This is a genomic window from Lysobacter capsici (assembly GCF_014779555.2).
Taxonomy (GTDB): Bacteria; Pseudomonadota; Gammaproteobacteria; order Xanthomonadales; family Xanthomonadaceae; genus Lysobacter; species Lysobacter capsici.
The window spans coordinates 5,986,305-6,000,102 of record NZ_CP094357.1; the positions used below are offsets into that span (position 1 = coordinate 5,986,305).

The 13,798-nt window shown below is 65.6% G+C and carries 19 protein-coding genes; 13 read left to right on the forward strand and 6 right to left on the reverse strand.

Annotated features, from left to right (window positions below; all coding sequences use genetic code 11):
• Positions 1-42: 42 nt before the first annotated feature.
• The gene (locus IEQ11_RS24670) at positions 43-1,089 is read right to left on the reverse strand and encodes an AraC family transcriptional regulator (protein ID WP_191821523.1); all 1,047 of its coding nucleotides are present in this window, start codon (positions 1,087-1,089) and stop codon (positions 43-45) included.
• Positions 1,090-1,477: 388 nt separating this feature from the next.
• On the opposite strand from IEQ11_RS24670, the gene IEQ11_RS24675 reads away from it, so the two are divergent.
• Positions 1,478-2,392: an esterase/lipase family protein gene (locus IEQ11_RS24675; RefSeq protein WP_096417521.1), complete on the forward strand. Its 915-nt coding sequence runs from the start codon at positions 1,478-1,480 to the stop codon at positions 2,390-2,392.
• A gap of 177 nt (positions 2,393-2,569) precedes the next feature.
• A complete protein-coding gene (locus IEQ11_RS24680; protein ID WP_191821524.1) occupies positions 2,570-3,394 on the forward strand; it encodes a lipase secretion chaperone in 825 nt (274 codons plus the stop codon).
• 6 nt (positions 3,395-3,400) lie between these two features.
• Here IEQ11_RS24680 and IEQ11_RS24685 read toward each other — a convergent pair whose 3' ends face one another.
• On the reverse strand, positions 3,401-4,018 hold the full coding sequence (locus IEQ11_RS24685) for a TetR/AcrR family transcriptional regulator (RefSeq protein WP_191821525.1): 618 nt from the start codon (positions 4,016-4,018) through the stop codon (positions 3,401-3,403).
• An 85-nt stretch (positions 4,019-4,103) separates the two neighbouring features.
• Between IEQ11_RS24685 and IEQ11_RS24690 the strand changes: the two genes are divergently transcribed.
• From IEQ11_RS24690 to IEQ11_RS24700, 3 genes are all read left to right on the forward strand, one after another.
• Entirely contained in the window at positions 4,104-5,261 is a 1,158-nt protein-coding gene (locus tag IEQ11_RS24690; protein ID WP_191821526.1) for an MBL fold metallo-hydrolase, read from the forward strand.
• A complete protein-coding gene (locus IEQ11_RS24695; RefSeq protein ID WP_036105368.1) occupies positions 5,258-5,506 on the forward strand; it encodes a hypothetical protein in 249 nt (82 codons plus the stop codon). The genes IEQ11_RS24690 and IEQ11_RS24695 overlap by 4 nt, the downstream gene beginning before the upstream one ends.
• A gap of 143 nt (positions 5,507-5,649) precedes the next feature.
• Entirely contained in the window at positions 5,650-5,931 is a 282-nt protein-coding gene (locus tag IEQ11_RS24700; protein ID WP_148650654.1) for a hypothetical protein, read from the forward strand.
• 87 nt (positions 5,932-6,018) lie between these two features.
• Here IEQ11_RS24700 and IEQ11_RS24705 read toward each other — a convergent pair whose 3' ends face one another.
• A complete protein-coding gene (locus IEQ11_RS24705; protein ID WP_191821527.1) occupies positions 6,019-6,495 on the reverse strand; it encodes a YybH family protein in 477 nt (158 codons plus the stop codon).
• 248 nt (positions 6,496-6,743) lie between these two features.
• On the opposite strand from IEQ11_RS24705, the gene IEQ11_RS24710 reads away from it, so the two are divergent.
• The 4 genes from IEQ11_RS24710 (at position 6,744) to IEQ11_RS24725 (ending at position 8,373) form a co-directional block, all read left to right on the forward strand.
• Complete coding sequence (locus tag IEQ11_RS24710) at positions 6,744-7,202, forward strand: hypothetical protein (protein WP_191821528.1); 459 nt, start codon at positions 6,744-6,746, stop codon at positions 7,200-7,202.
• Positions 7,199-7,552 (forward strand): hypothetical protein, encoded by a 354-nt coding sequence (locus IEQ11_RS24715; RefSeq protein WP_191821529.1) that lies wholly within the window; start codon positions 7,199-7,201, stop codon positions 7,550-7,552. The genes IEQ11_RS24710 and IEQ11_RS24715 overlap by 4 nt, the downstream gene beginning before the upstream one ends.
• Before the next feature lie 245 nt (positions 7,553-7,797).
• Positions 7,798-8,112: a hypothetical protein gene (locus tag IEQ11_RS24720; protein ID WP_096417542.1), complete on the forward strand. Its 315-nt coding sequence runs from the start codon at positions 7,798-7,800 to the stop codon at positions 8,110-8,112.
• A gap of 93 nt (positions 8,113-8,205) precedes the next feature.
• Complete coding sequence (locus IEQ11_RS24725) at positions 8,206-8,373, forward strand: hypothetical protein (RefSeq protein WP_191821530.1); 168 nt, start codon at positions 8,206-8,208, stop codon at positions 8,371-8,373.
• Between the two features lie 48 nt (positions 8,374-8,421).
• Here the strand turns inward: IEQ11_RS24725 and IEQ11_RS24730 are convergent, their stop codons facing one another.
• Complete coding sequence (locus IEQ11_RS24730) at positions 8,422-9,273, reverse strand: glycoside hydrolase family 16 protein (protein ID WP_198338925.1); 852 nt, start codon at positions 9,271-9,273, stop codon at positions 8,422-8,424.
• Between the two features lie 290 nt (positions 9,274-9,563).
• Here IEQ11_RS24730 and IEQ11_RS24735 point away from each other — a divergent pair, with 290 nt between their 5' ends.
• Both IEQ11_RS24735 and IEQ11_RS24740 read left to right on the forward strand, forming a co-directional pair.
• The gene (locus tag IEQ11_RS24735) at positions 9,564-9,839 is read left to right on the forward strand and encodes a hypothetical protein (protein WP_191821531.1); all 276 of its coding nucleotides are present in this window, start codon (positions 9,564-9,566) and stop codon (positions 9,837-9,839) included.
• Between the two features lie 43 nt (positions 9,840-9,882).
• Entirely contained in the window at positions 9,883-10,776 is an 894-nt protein-coding gene (locus tag IEQ11_RS24740; protein ID WP_228464524.1) for a class I SAM-dependent methyltransferase, read from the forward strand.
• A 118-nt stretch (positions 10,777-10,894) separates the two neighbouring features.
• Here the strand turns inward: IEQ11_RS24740 and IEQ11_RS24745 are convergent, their stop codons facing one another.
• The gene (locus IEQ11_RS24745) at positions 10,895-11,275 is read right to left on the reverse strand and encodes a winged helix-turn-helix transcriptional regulator (protein ID WP_191821532.1); all 381 of its coding nucleotides are present in this window, start codon (positions 11,273-11,275) and stop codon (positions 10,895-10,897) included.
• A gap of 123 nt (positions 11,276-11,398) precedes the next feature.
• On the opposite strand from IEQ11_RS24745, the gene IEQ11_RS24750 reads away from it, so the two are divergent.
• Positions 11,399-12,001: an FMN-dependent NADH-azoreductase gene (locus IEQ11_RS24750; protein WP_036105386.1), complete on the forward strand. Its 603-nt coding sequence runs from the start codon at positions 11,399-11,401 to the stop codon at positions 11,999-12,001.
• Positions 12,002-12,033: 32 nt separating this feature from the next.
• Positions 12,034-12,678, forward strand: a complete 645-nt coding sequence (locus IEQ11_RS24755; RefSeq protein WP_191821533.1) for a nuclear transport factor 2 family protein — start codon at positions 12,034-12,036, stop codon at positions 12,676-12,678.
• Positions 12,679-12,760: 82 nt separating this feature from the next.
• Here IEQ11_RS24755 and IEQ11_RS24760 read toward each other — a convergent pair whose 3' ends face one another.
• A complete protein-coding gene (locus IEQ11_RS24760; RefSeq protein ID WP_247024670.1) occupies positions 12,761-13,633 on the reverse strand; it encodes an MBL fold metallo-hydrolase in 873 nt (290 codons plus the stop codon).
• Positions 13,634-13,798: the final 165 nt, after the last annotated feature.

A 13,798-nucleotide genomic window follows, 5' to 3' on the forward strand; every position in this document is an offset into this window, starting at 1 on the left:
GCGACGAACAACACCCGTTCGCCGCATCCACTACGCAGAGACCTAAGGCCTATGCATCCGATAGGCGCTGGGCTGCAAACCGGTCCAGTGCTTGAACGCCCGGTGGAACGTGCTCGGCTCGGAGAAGCCCACGCGCCTGGCGATTTCCGCGATCGGCATGGGGGTCTCCGCCAACAGCGTGATGGCCGTGTCGCGGCGCCATCCATCCTTGATGCCTTGGAAGGTATTTCCTTCCCGTTTCAGGAGACGGCGCAACGTCTGCGGGCTCATGGTCAAGCGTTCGGCGACGATTTCCAGATGCAGCATCGAGCCGTCTTCGTCGTGCCCGAACATGCGCCGCACCTGCGCGCTGATCTTCTTGCCGTGCTCGCGCCTGAGCAACAGCTCGTAGATCGAGTTGCGCAGGAACACCCGCAAGCTGTCGTCGCCCTGCACCACCGGCGCGTCGAGGCAGGCGGCGGAGAAGCACAACGCGGTCCGCTCGGCGCCGAACCGCAGCGGCGCGGCGAAGATGATCTCGTACTCGTGCGTGTAGGCGGGCATCGCGAAACTGAAATCCACGCGCTTGAGCGCGATGGCTTCGCCTATCAGCCAACTGGCGAAACGATGGCCCGCGACCAGCAGCGTCTCGGCAAGAAACGGGTCGGCGAATCCGCCCTCGGATTCGTCGATGATCAGATAACCCAGTTCGCCGTCGCGGGCGATCAGGAAATCGGGGCGGCCGCCCTGCAGCAGCGCGTAGTAGCGACTGGCGCGCGACATCGCGTGACCCATCGAGCTGCTGTGGATGATCGCCCGGCAGATCATGCCGAAACTGCCGAGCGGCAGCCGATGCCGGCCGCAACCGAGCAATTCGTCGTCCATATGCCGCCATAGCGATTGCAGCAGCCGCGCGTATTGCTCGAAGCTCACGCGCGCGCGCGGCTCGTCGAGCGCCGATGCGGGAATGCCGGCCGGCGCGAGCAGCGGCTCGACCGCTTCGCCTCGCCGTCTGGCGCCGCGCAATGCCGCATGCACGAAATGAATCGAGACCGTGCGGTTGTGATCCGACGACGTGGTGCCCGGCGCGCTGGCTGATTCGGATGACATCGCTTGCGTTTCGCGGTCCTGGGAAGCCTGCCGGCTGTTTCGGCCCGTGTGGCGGGATCGGGTTTTATGCACCAATACCCGCGAAAGCCCAAGTCCCGACGGCATAAGCCTCGGCCATGCCCGGACTGTCATAAGCGACGCGCATCACAGCTGAGCGATTTTGCCAATGAATCGCGACGATTCCGCCATTGAGGCGGTTCGGGCCGTTCCTTAGCTTCCTAGCGCGGCACGGCTGCCGCCGATTCGACGATGCATGTCTTTGGTCGGGTCGCGGCAACGGATCGGGTCGCGCGCACCCACGCGCCGAGCCCGATCCGGGTGAACGATGCGATCGCCGCGCGCCGCGCGCGCGCGGTTTCCCCCGAACCTCTTTCATGGAGTCCGCGTCATGCTGAAGAAGACCCTGTTGAATCTGACCGTCGCCGCCGCGCTTAGCGTCGCGGCGACCCTGCCGGCGATCGCCGCGGACACGTATACCCAGACCAAATACCCGATCGTGCTGGTGCACGGCTTCGCCTCGTCCGATCAGGTGCTGGGCTTCAGCACCTTCTACAACATTCCCGACGAACTGAAGGCCGGCGGCGCCACGGTGTATGCGGCGAAGTTGTCGGGATTCAATTCCGATGAAGTGCGCGGCGAGGAACTCATCAAGTATCTCGACAATCTCAAGGCCACCCAGGGCCACGCCAAGTTCAATCTGATCGGCAACAGTCAGGGCGGATTGACCGTGCGCTACGTCGCCGCCGTGCGGCCCGACCTGGTCGCCTCGGTGACCACCGGTCATACACCGCATGCCGGTGCCGCGCCCGCCGATCTGGTCGGCGCGGTGCTGCCGGAAGGCTCGCCGCTGCGTCCGATCGTCGCCGGCGTGATCAATGCGTTCGCCTCGTTGATGGGCGGGCAAGCCGATGCCCTGGCCGCGTTGAATCAGCTCAGTTCCAAGGGCGCGGCCGAGTTCAGCCAGCGCTATCCGCAAGGCCGGCCCGACAGCGAATGCGGCGGCGGCGCGGCGGTGGTCAATGGCGTGCGCTATTACTCTTTCGGCGGCGTGGGCGTGTCCACCAACCCGCTGGATCCGACCGACCTGACCGCCGGCGCGGTCAGCCTGTCCTACCTCGGCTCGCCCAACGACGGCATCGTCGGACAGTGTTCCTCGCATTGGGGCGAGGTGTTGCGCGACGACTACAACTGGAACCATTTCGACTCGGTCAATCAGGTGTTCGGCCTGCGTTCGGTGTTCTCGTCCAACCCAGTCACCGTGTACCGCGCTCAAGCCAATCGCCTGAAGAACCTGGGACTTTGATCGATGCGGGGACGATTCGTCGCGGTCGCCGCGATCGCGGCGCTGGGCGCAATACTCGGGTGGGGCGTCCCGAACGGGGCGCCTCGTCCGGATCGCGCCCACACATCGGATGATGCGTCCGCTGTTTCCGACGACGCGGGATCGCCGGCGAGGGCCGGTGATTCGGCGCAGGTGGCCGTGACCAAGCATCCCGACTCGCTGCGCGGCACCGGCGTGGACGGCGCCGTGCATTTGAGCGCGCACGGCGCGCCGATCGCCGACCGCGAGTTGCGGCGCCTGTTCGACTACTTCATCAGCCGCATCGGCGAGCGCGACGAACGGCGGATCCGCGGCGATCTTGCGGCTTATCTCCAGGCCCGATTCGCACCGGCCGCCGTCGCCCAGGTGCTGGTCTGGTTCGACAGCTACACGACGCTTGAACGCAGCGCCGCCGCGCTGGCCAACGCGGGCGGCGATCCGCGCGCGACGGTCATGCGCTTGCGCGCGCTGCGCCGCGAACGCATGGGCGAGGCGATCGCCGAAGCCTGGTGGGGCGATGAGGACCGCTATCTGGATTACACCCTCGCGCGTCAGGCGGTGATCGACGATCGCAGCCTTGATGCCGCGCAACGTCAGCGCAAACTCGCCGAGCTTGAGCGGACCCTGGACCCCGCGCGCCTGGCCCTGATCCAGCAGGACGATCAGGCGGAACTGTCGCTCAGACAAAGCGAGGACTACGCACGACGCAAGGTGCCCGCCGCGCAGCGCTTGGCCGAGCGCGAACGTCAGTACGGCGCGGATGCGGCGCGTCGATTGGCCGAACTGGACGCTCAGCGCGATCGCTGGGACGGTCGTCTGCGCGATTACGCTCGGCAGCGGCGCAAGATCATGGCGGACGCTTCGCTGTCGGCCGCTGCGCGCGAACAGCGGCTGCAGTCGCTGCTGAACCGGGGTTTCGACGCGAACGAACGGCGCAGGGTGGATGCGATGACGCGAAACGATCTGCTGCCAGGTCTCGATTGACTGCGCTCAGGCCGCCGCGAAGTACCCCAGAAACATGTCGGTGACGGTGTCCGCCACCTGACTGCGCTGCGCCTGGGTCAGCATCGGCTGGCCCAGGGTGATCTGCGGCCAGAACGCGAAGCCCTTGATCATGCCCTGCAGCAGCATCGAGGCGAACAGCGGGTCTTGCGTATTCAGCCGGCCATCGGCGGCCGCCGCGCGGATCCACACGGTCAGGCCTTCCTCCTTGTCGCCGATGCGCGCGAACATTTCCTGCGCGCGTTCGGGCGACGGGATCACCGCGGCGATCGCCACCCGCACCAGGTCGATGAAATCCTCGTCGTGCAGCAGCTGCAGCTTCTGCTGCACCAGTTCGAACAATTGCGGGCGCAGCGGCCGGTCGGGCCGATAGGCCAGCTCCGGCGAAGCCACGCCGCGCTCCAGCAGTTGCTGGAGGATGTGCGCGAACAGCACTTCCTTGCTCGGGAAGTGGTTGTAGACGGTGCGCTTGGACACGCCGGCGCTGGCCGCGACGCGGTCCATGCTGGTGGCGTCGTAGCCGGCCTGGCGGAACTCGGCCGCGGCCGCCTCGAGGATGGCGGCGCGCTTGCGGTCGGTCAGGCGGGCGGGGGAAGGAGCGGTCATGGCGACAGATTACACCGCCGGGTTTACTTTTTCAAAAAGTACACTACACTGGGCAGTGTAACTATTCAGACAGCCGGCCCGGCCCATGCCTCGACCCTTCCGCCTGCGCCGACTCAGCCTGCCAATCGGAGCCCTGATCGTGAGTACCTGCCTGTTTTCCGCCGCCAAGACCAACCTGCCGCTCAGCGACCGCGCGAACTCGCCGCAGTTCAGCGACGGGCGCTTCCGCAACCCGGACCCGCGCCCGGCCACGGGCGTGCGCAAGACGCTCCGGATCATCGGCGACATGCTGTGGAATAAACCCGCCGACGCGGTGCCGGCCACGGTGCCGACGGTGCTGGCGCTGACCCCGCGGCAACTGGCGCAGGCGCCCGACCACAGCCTGTTCCGGCTGGGCCACTCGACCGTGCTGATCAAGCTGCGCGGCGGCTGGTGGATCACCGACCCGGTGTTCGCCGAGCGCGCCTCGCCGGTGCAGTGGGCCGGCCCCAAGCGCTTCCACGCGCCGCCGATCGCGCTCGCGGACCTGCCGCCGCTGCGCGGGGTGATCCTGTCGCACGATCACTTCGACCACCTCGACTACGACACCGTGCGCCAGCTCGCGGACACGGCCGGCGTGTTTCTCACCCCGCTCGGTGTCGGCGACCGGCTGATCGCCTGGGGCGTCGACCCGGCCAAGGTGCTGCAGTTCGACTGGTGGGAAGGCACCAGCATCGACGGCGTGCGCTTCGTCGCCACGCCGGCGCAGCACTTCTCCGGGCGCGGCCTGTTCGACAGCGACAAGACCCTGTGGGCGTCGTGGACGATCATTGACGAAGCGCAGGGCGGGCCGTCGCTGCGATTGTTCTTCAGCGGCGACACCGGCTACTTCGACGGGTTCAAGGAAATCGGACGCCGCTTCGGCCCGTTCGACGTGACCCTGCTGGAAACCGGCGCGTACAACGCGAACTGGCCGCACGTGCACATGCAACCCGAGCAAACCGTGCAGGCGCATATCGATCTTCGCGGCCGCTGGTTGCTGCCGATCCACAACGGCACCTTCGACCTGGCCATGCATCCGTGGACCGAGCCGTTCGAGCGCGTGTCGGCCCTGGCGACCGAACGCGAGGTCGCGCTGACCACGCCGCGCATGGGCGAACGCGTCGACCTGCATGCGCCGCAGGCGATGACGCCGTGGTGGCGCGAAGCCGACGAATCCGAACCCGCGGCCGTGGCCGCGCCGCCCCAGGCGAGCGTGCGATGAAGCTGCGGCTGCAGAACGTATTGGATCGCGATGCCATGCGCGAGATCACCGCGGCGGTGCTGCGCGCCGACCTGGGCAGCCGGATCAATTTCGAGCGCGATCTCGAACACGACGCGCAGATCGTGCGGGTCGAGAACTGGCTGACGGTGGCCGAAACGATCGAGGCGATCACCCGCAACGGCTACACCGTCGCCGCGATCGTCGATGCGTCCAACGAGATGCCCAGGCCGGTTTCCACGCGCTAGAGCGCCGGCATCGATCGCATCGTCGATTTGCCGCGGTTTGATCAAGAACGTTGACCCGGGTCGCGTTTTGTCATCCGCGCTCAACGCAGGCTTCATCGTCGGTCGGCATGGTGCGGACACGACCCCAATGCATGGAGCATGCGATGAAGATGAGCAAGCGTTACCTTTCCGTGGCGGCGTTCGCGCTGCTGACCGCGTTCAGCGCCGCGGCCGTGGCGGATCAGTACCACTATCAGGTGATCGGCGAAGGCTACGGACACACCCGCGATCAGGCCTACGAGGCCGCGTCGTATTACGCCAGCAACCGATGCTATTTGAACTGGGGCCGCTCCACCCAGGAGCAGACCATCCTGGTCGAGGAGTTTCAGCCCGCCACCGGCTACTGGTACGTCAAGCTGAGCGAAGGCTGCATTTCGGAGGACTGAGCCGGCGCCTGGCGGCGATCAAGCCGCTTTCGCGGCGGCTTGAGTTCGCTTGCCCATCGCGCGCGGCGAGCATGCCGCGCGCCTGGATTAGGGATCGGCGATCGGCGTGGTCGTATCCGCGCTCAACCGCCATTGACCGCGCACCCGCGCCCAGTTGGCGACGTCGATCGCGTGCAAGGTGATGCCGGCGGACGGAATCGTGAACTCGACCCGGTCGACGACGACGGCGCTGGCGCATTGACTGATCGTCTGCGCCAGCAAGGTGCGCTTGAACACGTACTCGTTGGCCATCACCGCGCGATAGAACGCAGTGATCGCCGGTTTTCCGTTGAGCACCTGGCCCAGGCTGTTGACCTGGACCGCATCCTCGGCGAATCCGGCCATGAAACGATTGAGATCGCGCCGGGCGAAGGCCTCGCCGAGCGCTTCGGAGCTCCGCTCGAACTCGCGTTCGCATTGACGATGCTGGGCCGCCATCGGATCCTGCGCCGACGCCGCGAGCGGGATCAGTCCGGACAACGCAAGCGCCATGCCCATCGCGGCCGTGGAAGTTCGCATCTTCATGTTCGGTCCTTGTTGGAAGATCGGAAGCCGAACGTTATCGAAGGCGATCGCCCGCCGATGTACCCAGGCCGCGAAAAGAGCTGACCGGATCGATCAATGCGCTTGCCGGGCGATGGCATCGAAGGCGGCCGCGACGATTCGGCTAGTCCGCGATTCGGCCATAATCCGCGGCAACGGCTCCGGCGCCCGGCGCGTCATCAGGTCGCCTCGCCGCGCCCCTCGAGTCTTCAAGTCGAAAGGATTCCCGTTTGAACGACCGTTCTTGGCATCTCACACGGATCGTGGCGCTCTGCCTGATCCTCATCGCGTGCATCGACCCGGCCCGGGCGCAATTCGGCGCGACCGGCACCAGCGATCTGCCGATGTTGTTCGTGCTCGGTCCCTGGGTCGTCCTGCTGGTTGTATTGCCGATCGCGTGGTGGCTGCGTCCCGTCTGGCGGCCGCGGCTTTGCACCGCGCTGCGTCGCGGCGTGATCGCCTACCTGCTGCTCGAGTTCGTGCCGGTGGTGACGTGCATGATCGTGATCGCCGTGTTCGATGTCGGAAGAACCGCCGGCTTGATGTTCTGGGCGATGTCGCTGATGGGCGTGCTCTTTTCCGGGCTGGTGCTGCTGACCTTCATAGCGGTGGCGCTGATACTGGACGCGGTCGTTGCTTTCTTTCGAAGAACGAAAGCCGACCGTCCACCCGCCGAGCCCGCGCCATGAACTTCGAAACGCCGAATCCATCGACTCCGCCGACCGTGGATCCGCGGCTGGCGGGCCGTCATCGCGGCGCGCGCATCTGCGCGATCGCCTGCCTGATCCTGGTGCTTCTGCTGGCCGCCGCCTCGGTCGTCTTCATCGGCACCGACCGCTTCGGCTGCTGGGGCGGCGCCTATTTGTTCCTGGCCAGCCTGCTGGTCCTGGGCATCCCGAGCCTGATCCTGCTGCTGGTGACCGCCTGGCTCAGGGCGTACGAGTTGCTGTGGCTGGGTGCGGCGATAGGGCTGAGCTATTTCGCCGTCGAGGTGATCACGAGCCTGCTCCCGCCGGTGCTTTGCAGCGGCTCGGGCTGAAATCGCGCAAGCGTGCGCAGGTCATGTCGCGACCGTAGCGGCCAACTCAATGCGCTTTGACGACGATCGCGTGATCGCCGTCAAGGATTTTGTTCAAGTTGACGCCGTGCCGCGGGCGGTTCACTTCGAATACCGATCGAGGGACGCCGGCTGTGTCGACTGTGCGTGGTCGCCTTCGGAGAAATCCACCGAGTGATAATCTCGCCGAGCCGAATAACTCGGCGCAATCCATGGGAAGGATCGTCATGCTCAAGTCTTACTTGCTGACCCCACTATTGCTCGGATCGATCACCGTCGTCGCCTCGCTGCTGCCTGTTTCCAGCGCGCATGCGGCTTGCAGCGATTGCGACTGGATCTATGTGCGCTGCATGATCCGCGCGGACACGCCCGAAGAGGTGCAATTCTGCGAGGAAAGCCTCGTCAGCTGCCAACAGGAATTCTGCCCGGTTCCACCGATCGCCTCGCTGCTGCCGCTGCAGCCTGCGATCGCAACGCCGGCGTCGCAGCCGACCGACAGCGATCGGTCGCCACAGGCGCAGCCGGCACGCACCGCGCCGTAAGCGTTCTTTGCGTCATGTGAACTACGGCGGCGGCCGGCGCATCCGGCCGCCGTCGGCGCAAAACGATCATCGCGTGGACGAGACGATCTGGCCTTGCGCATTCGATTCATCGACATGATCCAGCTGCTCGCGCCGCGACGGGGCGGCGGCGCGCAAGCGGTCGTGCCGCGAACGGCGCACCGGGCTTTCAAGACCGCGCTGGCCGAAGCGGTGGCCATGGATGCAAAGCGCGGCACAAGGGTCCGTGCGACATCCGCGTGAGCCGGCAGGAACCGGCTCACTTATCGCTCAGATGCGCAACAACGACGATCAAAGCCCGCAGGGCGACGGCAACACCGGATTTTGTTCCTTCACGTTGTCGACGTGCGCCACTTTCTTGCCGCGCAGGTCGGCGACCCGCGCTTCCACGTCGGCGGTGGCGAGCGCCACGCCTTCCTGGAAGAACACCCAATCGATGTCTTCCTGATACTCGCGCATCTCGGGGGAATCCACGGGGCCCTGCGAACCGTCCGCGCCCTTGGGCATGAACCACAGGTTGAAGTTGATCGACATGAAGTCTTCCGGGTACACCGCGCTGCTGTGCTCGGAGAACAACTGACCGTCGACGTAATAGATCAACTTCTTGTCGGCGACGGTCAACACCAGGGTATGCCAGCCGGCGTAGCTGCCTTCCTTGCGCGAAAATTCGTTGACCTTGGTCCACGGCTCGAGCTGGAAGGTGTCCCAACTGGTGGTCCACATCGCCGGCTTGGCGTTCTCGCCCCAGCCGCCGTTGGGCAGGTATTCGAAATCGGTTTCGCTGTAGTTCTTGTCCATCGGCGCCTTGAGCGGACTGATGGCGTAGAACGTCTGGATGACCTCGTCGCCGTCGGGGCCGGAGTTCGGCTCGTCGCGGAAAAAAATCCGCGCGGCGTAGGTGCCTTCGCGGTATTTGCGCGCATGGCAGAACTGGGTCTGACGGGTTTTCTCGCCGGTGCCGTTGGTGACCGAACTCATCCTGACCGCGCCGGCCTGGGTATCGGGAATGTCGGAATGGAACGACAGCCCTTCCGCCGACCAGGTCGCGCCCTTGATGCCCGGATGACCGGTCTGCGTTCTCGCCTTCCAGCCGTTGGCCTGAAACGCGGCGAGATCGCGATAGTTGAAATCGTCGAAGAACACTGGCGCCGTCGTCGCGGCCGAAGCCGGCTCCGCCGCCTTGGTTTCCGCGGGCTTGGCTGTCGGTTCGGGTCCCGAGCCGGTTTTCGAATCGCAGCCGGCGCAAACCACCGATGCCGCCAGAATGCTGGCGAGAAGAACGCGATGCTGCCCCATGAGCTTGTCCCTTGTGCGTGGCCGGGCCTGCGCCGTCGATTGCAGGCGGTGAATCTCTCGCACAATAGACAACGTTGTCAAATGGCCCGGCCTGGTCGGTTGGGGCAGCCCGCCAGCGTTCATGGCGGCGCGCCCATATGTCTGCGATCACAGGCATTGCCGTGCTTTCGAAAGCAGTCGCGGCAGGCGTGCCTGATGCATCGATTGCCGGCCCGAGCCGTAACTTCGTCTTCAGCGCATTGTCCGCAGGACATTCCTGCGACACGACGCCGACGAACAGGCAGTGGTCGCCGGTGCCGCGCGACCGCGATGAACCAATCGCCCCGGCCTACGGCTATACGGAGACGACCGCCGCATTCGCCGGGAAGCGACGACACGCAAGCCGCGATGCGCCGTGGCCCGATCCTGGGTGAGTGGCAGCGGGTTTGTTTTCATCGCCCATGAGACGCCGTAGTCTTGATCGAAGCCACGAGCGATCGCCGGCTGCGGACGGATCGACACCGTGCGTCATCGCGCCGGGACGATTGGCCGCATGCGCGTCCGTGTCGCAGCGTAAACAGGGACCAAGGACCTTGCCGAATGATCGACTACGATCTGGAACTGCAACACCACAACCTCGCACTGCGGCGCGCCTACGCCATCGGCAGCACGGATCAGGTCCTCGACATCGGCTGCGGCACCGGGCAGACCACGCGCGAGGCGGCGCAGCTCGCGACCGCCGGAGCGGTGCTCGGGGTCGACCATTCCAGCGAAATGATCGAACGCGCGAAACTGCTCACCCGCGAGGCACAGCTCGACAACGTCGAATACGTCTGCGCGGATGCCGGACGATATGAACCGCCGCGCGAACGCTTCGACGTGGCGATCAGCAGATTCGGCACGATGTTCTTCGCCGATCCGGTCGCCGCCTTCTCGAACCTGCGAAGCGCGTTGCGTCCGGGCGGACGCCTGCTGATGATGGTGTGGCAGAGCCGCGATCGTAACGAGTGGGCCACATCGATCGAACGCGCGCTTACGCCCGACCCCGCCGCAGCCACCGACGCACCCGCCGTTCCGCCCGCCTTCTCGCTGGGCGACCCGAACGTCGCAAGCCGCATCCTCGACGCGGCCGGCTTCACCGCGCCGGTGTTCGACGAAGTGCATGCGCCGGTTTTCTACGGGCGCGACGTCGAGGCCGCGTTCGACTTCGTCTCAGGGTTCTCCACCGTCAGCGGCCGGCTCGCAGGTCTCGATGCCAGCGAACGCGCGAACGCGGTGGCTCGCCTGCGCCAGCTGTTGGCCGAACATCAGCGCGCCGATGGCGTGTGGTTCGACTCGCGCGCGTGGATCGTGACGGCGCAGCGCGGATAGCGAATCTCGCATCCAGGGCGCGCAGCGGAGATTACCGTCGTTGCCGCCGCGATGGCGGCGGCCTGCAAGCGACTTTCATCGACAACCGGTCTTCAGTCCGCTTCAGGGCGACCGAAGCTCAGGCCGCGGCGTCCTCGACCCCGCGTTCGCCACCGCCGCGAGCATGCGACCACGTCAGGATCGCCTCGAACACCGGCTTGAGCCGACGCGCGTCCTCGGTGATCTGATACTCCACGCGCGGCGGGATCTCGGGATACACCGTTCTGCGCACCATGCCGTCGTTCTCCAGCTCGCGCAATTGCTGAGTGAGCATGTGCTGAGTGACGCCGGGAATCGCCCGTCGCAGTTCGTTGAAGCGATGCACGCGCTGGATCAACAGCCAGAGGATTTCCAGCTTCCATTTGCCGGCGAACACGGCGCAGGCCGCGCGGATTTCCGCGTGCGCTTCGTCGATGCCTTCGGGGTTGGCGGTGCACGATTCGACGGTATGGTCGGGCATACTTAGTCCGGAAAATCATCCTTCTTGTGACGATCACTATACGCCAATAGATTGCATGGCAAGCAAAAACGCCTGCGATTGCAGGGGTTTTCGCCTCCTTCCCTTTCCCCTGGCGAACCGTCCATGAATATCCTGCACATCGATTCGAGCATCCTCGAAGACCAGTCCGTCAGCCGCAAACTGTCGGCGGCGATCGTGGCCAAACTCATCGCGCTGGAACCCGCCGCGAGCGTGGTGTATCGCGATCTCAACCGCTCCCCGCTGCCGCAACTGTCCACCGCCAACGCGATCGCGCGCAATCCGGCCGCGCCGGCCGAAACCGACGACGTTCGCGCGCTCCATCTCGCGCTGGCGCAGGTGCTCGACGCCGACACCCTGGTGATCGGCGCGCCGATGTACAACTTCAGCGTGCCGGCGCCGCTTAAATCCTGGCTGGACGCGTTGGCGATTCCGGGCAAGACCTTCAGTTACGAGACCGGTGTGCCGCGGGGCCTGCTCGGTGCGAAGCGGGTGATCGTCGCCTCCAGTCGCGGCGGCATTTATTCGCCGGAGTCGCCGATGGCGGCGCTGGAACACCACGAAAGCTATCTGCGCGCGTTCTTCGGCTTCCTCGGCGTGACCCGCCTGGAGTTCGTGCGCGCCGAGGGCATGAATATGGGCGCCGAACACGCCGAGCACGCCGTGGCGGGCGCACTGGAACAAGTCGCGCAATTGCGCGCCGCGTAAGCCGGGCGCGCGATGGCGGTCCGTTCCGGATCATGACGATCCGCAACCGTCGCGCCATCGCGGTGGCATTCGCGCGATGCGCTAAATGGCCGTTGCGTAGTCAAGGCATGGGCGGCACCGTGGCCGCTCATCGCAATTCGTCTCCGACACTGACCGGCGCTTTGCGCGCGCGCCTGCATCGCCGCGCGCGCTGTTCGCCGGGCGATCGGTCGGCGACGAGCGCCTTCGGATTCCGCTTCAACCCATACACGGAGCCAGCCATGAAGCTCGCGCTTGTCCTCGCGTTGCTCAGCATGCCCGCATTCGCGAGCGAGCTTCCGCCCGATCTCGCCAAGGCCGTCGCCGACTACGATCGGGCGCAGGTCGGCAACGATGTCGCCGCGTTGGCGCACCTGGTCGATGACGACTATGTGCTGGTGAACTCCAACGCCTCGGTGGAAAACAAGCAGCAGTTCCTCGCCGATTTCAATCTGCCCGGATTCAAGATCGAACCGTACGTGCTGCGCGAGCGGATCCAGAAAGTCTGGAGCGACGGCGCGGTGATCGGCGGCCTGCTCGACCTGAGATGGACTCAGGACGGCAGGCATCAGACTCGCCGGTTGCGGGTGTCCTATGTCTGGGCGAAGCGGGACGGACGCTGGATGGCGACCTACGGGCAGGTTACCCGCGTCCCGTAGCGAAACCGCAAAACAATGACGGCCCCGGCGAACGAGGTGCGGGAAGACGGCCTCGTCCGCTTACTCCGACCGTCGTCGATCGCTACACGCCCATCGCGATCTCCAGCAGCACGCGCCATGCGTTCATTGGCAGCCACTGCGCATACCCGTCCCAGGTCGCGTATTGCGGAAGCTTCACCGTGTCCGGGATCTGCATGAACGGCGTGCCCTTCTTGAGCTCGGTCTCGATCGCGGCCCTGAGGTCGCGCAGATACCGCAATTGGTCGGCGACGCTCGACCTCGGCCCGACCGGCGCGTTGTGGGCGTACATCACCTGCTCGAAATCCAGCGCGTCCATTTCGGCCAGGGTTCTCTCCCACTCGCGCGGAGAGAAATCGGGCATGTAGGCGAAGCCCACCCGATGGGGCACGACGAGATCGACGGTGTAGATGGCGCGTTCGTTCGGGAATTGAAATACGGTCATGCCCTCGCCGTGGTTCGCGCCGAAGTACACGAGGTTTATCGCGCCGCGGCCGAGTTTCAGTTCCGACTTCGCTCCCGACCAGGTCTGATCGGGCATCACGACCTCCGCACTGGGGTGGCGCTTGAGCCATTGCGCGGTCGCTTCATGGCTGAGGATCGTCGCGCCCTCGGCCTTGAACACCTCGCCGCCGCCGATGTGGTCGTAGTGGTTGTGCGAATAGATCAGGTACCTGATCGGCTTGTCGGTCAACCTGCGTATCGCCTCGAGCGATTCCTTGGCGAAATCCTTGTCGAAACTGTCCATGACGATCACGCCTTCGTCGGTGATCATGAACGCGTTGAAGGCGAGCCCGCCGCCGAAACTGTAGAGCCCCGGCGCCACCCGCGTGGTCGTGTAAGCGGCACGCGCGCTCGCGACCGGGCTGAATGCGGCGAGCGCAAGGAGTATCGCCATGGCGGCCAGCACAGCGCGCAAGAAAGGATTGCCAGACATGCTTCGCGACCTCCGATCAGCGGACTTCGACGGATTGCGGCGCGCGGCGTGGTGCCGAGCGACCGAGTGCGCGCGCAGTATTGGAACCGGCGTGCACGCGCGCCAGGGCCATTAAGGCGAACGGTCGCATGCCAGTGGCCTGGATGCCTTGAGAAAACCCGATGC

What these genes read in the sequence shown, in the direction of transcription:
- IEQ11_RS24760 (WP_247024670.1), bottom strand. Translation starts at nt 13,633, where the DNA reads ATGTCTGGCAATCCTTTCTTGCGCGCTGTGCTGGCCGCCATGGCGATA.
- IEQ11_RS24735 (WP_191821531.1), top strand. Translation starts at nt 9,564, where the DNA reads ATGTCTGCGATCACAGGCATTGCCGTGCTTTCGAAAGCAGTCGCGGCA.
- IEQ11_RS24700 (WP_148650654.1), top strand. Translation starts at nt 5,650, where the DNA reads ATGAAGATGAGCAAGCGTTACCTTTCCGTGGCGGCGTTCGCGCTGCTG.
- IEQ11_RS24720 (WP_096417542.1), top strand. Translation starts at nt 7,798, where the DNA reads ATGCTCAAGTCTTACTTGCTGACCCCACTATTGCTCGGATCGATCACC.
- IEQ11_RS24705 (WP_191821527.1), bottom strand. Translation starts at nt 6,495, where the DNA reads ATGAAGATGCGAACTTCCACGGCCGCGATGGGCATGGCGCTTGCGTTG.
- IEQ11_RS24695 (WP_036105368.1), top strand. Translation starts at nt 5,258, where the DNA reads ATGAAGCTGCGGCTGCAGAACGTATTGGATCGCGATGCCATGCGCGAG.
- IEQ11_RS24745 (WP_191821532.1), bottom strand. Translation starts at nt 11,275, where the DNA reads ATGCCCGACCATACCGTCGAATCGTGCACCGCCAACCCCGAAGGCATC.
- IEQ11_RS24750 (WP_036105386.1), top strand. Translation starts at nt 11,399, where the DNA reads ATGAATATCCTGCACATCGATTCGAGCATCCTCGAAGACCAGTCCGTC.
- IEQ11_RS24685 (WP_191821525.1), bottom strand. Translation starts at nt 4,018, where the DNA reads ATGACCGCTCCTTCCCCCGCCCGCCTGACCGACCGCAAGCGCGCCGCC.
- IEQ11_RS24670 (WP_191821523.1), bottom strand. Translation starts at nt 1,089, where the DNA reads ATGTCATCCGAATCAGCCAGCGCGCCGGGCACCACGTCGTCGGATCAC.
- IEQ11_RS24690 (WP_191821526.1), top strand. Translation starts at nt 4,104, where the DNA reads ATGCCTCGACCCTTCCGCCTGCGCCGACTCAGCCTGCCAATCGGAGCC.
- IEQ11_RS24755 (WP_191821533.1), top strand. Translation starts at nt 12,034, where the DNA reads ATGACGATCCGCAACCGTCGCGCCATCGCGGTGGCATTCGCGCGATGC.
- IEQ11_RS24675 (WP_096417521.1), top strand. Translation starts at nt 1,478, where the DNA reads ATGCTGAAGAAGACCCTGTTGAATCTGACCGTCGCCGCCGCGCTTAGC.
- IEQ11_RS24715 (WP_191821529.1), top strand. Translation starts at nt 7,199, where the DNA reads ATGAACTTCGAAACGCCGAATCCATCGACTCCGCCGACCGTGGATCCG.